The 855-nt window shown below is 41.6% G+C and carries 3 protein-coding genes; 2 read left to right on the top strand and 1 reads right to left on the bottom strand.

Translation table 11 applies throughout. The features are described 5' to 3' along the window. A partial coding sequence (locus D0S45_20550) for a superinfection exclusion protein B (GenBank protein ID TIH07830.1) occupies positions 1–227 on the bottom strand: 227 nt, incomplete at its 3' end. A 266-nt stretch (positions 228–493) separates the two neighbouring features. Here D0S45_20550 and D0S45_20545 point away from each other — a divergent pair. Together D0S45_20545 and D0S45_20540 are read left to right on the top strand one after the other, a co-directional pair. Then, complete coding sequence (locus D0S45_20545) at positions 494–601, top strand: hypothetical protein (protein TIH07829.1); 108 nt, start codon at positions 494–496, stop codon at positions 599–601. A gap of 153 nt (positions 602–754) precedes the next feature. Beyond that, positions 755–855 (top strand): restriction endonuclease (locus D0S45_20540; protein TIH07831.1); only part of this gene is annotated, 101 nt, incomplete at its 3' end.

Genomic DNA, 855 nt, shown 5'->3' with positions numbered 1-855 from the left:
GATCGCACTTTATCGTTTTGCATCTTAATGCGTTTTCTTAGCTTAAATCGCTTATATCTGGCGCTGGCAATAGCTGATAATCGATGCACATTAATTGCTAGCGAAAATGCAAGAGCAAAGACGAAAACATGCCACACATGAGGAATACCGATTCTCTCATTAACATATTCAGGCCAGTTATCTGGGCTTAAAAGCAGAAGTCCAACCCAGATAACGATCATATACATGGTTCTCTCCAGAGGTTCATTACTGAACACTCGTCCGAGAATAACGAGTGGATCCATTTCTATACTCATCAAACTGTAGGGGTTGTAATAGTTTATCCGATTTCTCGCTGTAGGGGTACACGAGAACCACCGAGCCTGATGTGGTTAAAAGACAGGCACAATCTTTACTACCGCAATCCACTATTTAAGGTGATATATGGAAGAAGAATTTGAAGAGTTCGAAGAGCATCCTCAGGATGTGATGGAACAATACCAGGACTATCCGTATGACTACGACTATTGATAAAAATCAATGGTGTGGACAATTCAAGCGATGCAATGGATGCAAGCTGCAATCGGAATGCATGGTTAAGCCTGAAGAAATGTTGCTGTAGGGGTACACGAGAACCACCGAGCCTGATGTGGTTAAAAGACAGGCACAATCTTTACTACCGCAATCCACTATTTAAGGTGATATATGGAAGAAGAATTTGAAGAGTTCGAAGAGCATCCTCAGGATGTGATGGAACAATACCAGGACTATCCGTATGACTACGACTATTGATAAAAATCAATGGTGTGGACAATTCAAGCGATGCAATGGATGCAAGCTGCAATCGGAATGCATGGTTAAGCCTGAAGAAATGTT

Source organism: Marinifilum sp. JC120 (assembly GCA_004923195.1).
Taxonomy (GTDB): Bacteria; Desulfobacterota; Desulfovibrionia; order Desulfovibrionales; family Desulfovibrionaceae; genus Maridesulfovibrio.
This window is presented reverse-complemented; position numbering and strand designations above follow the sequence as displayed.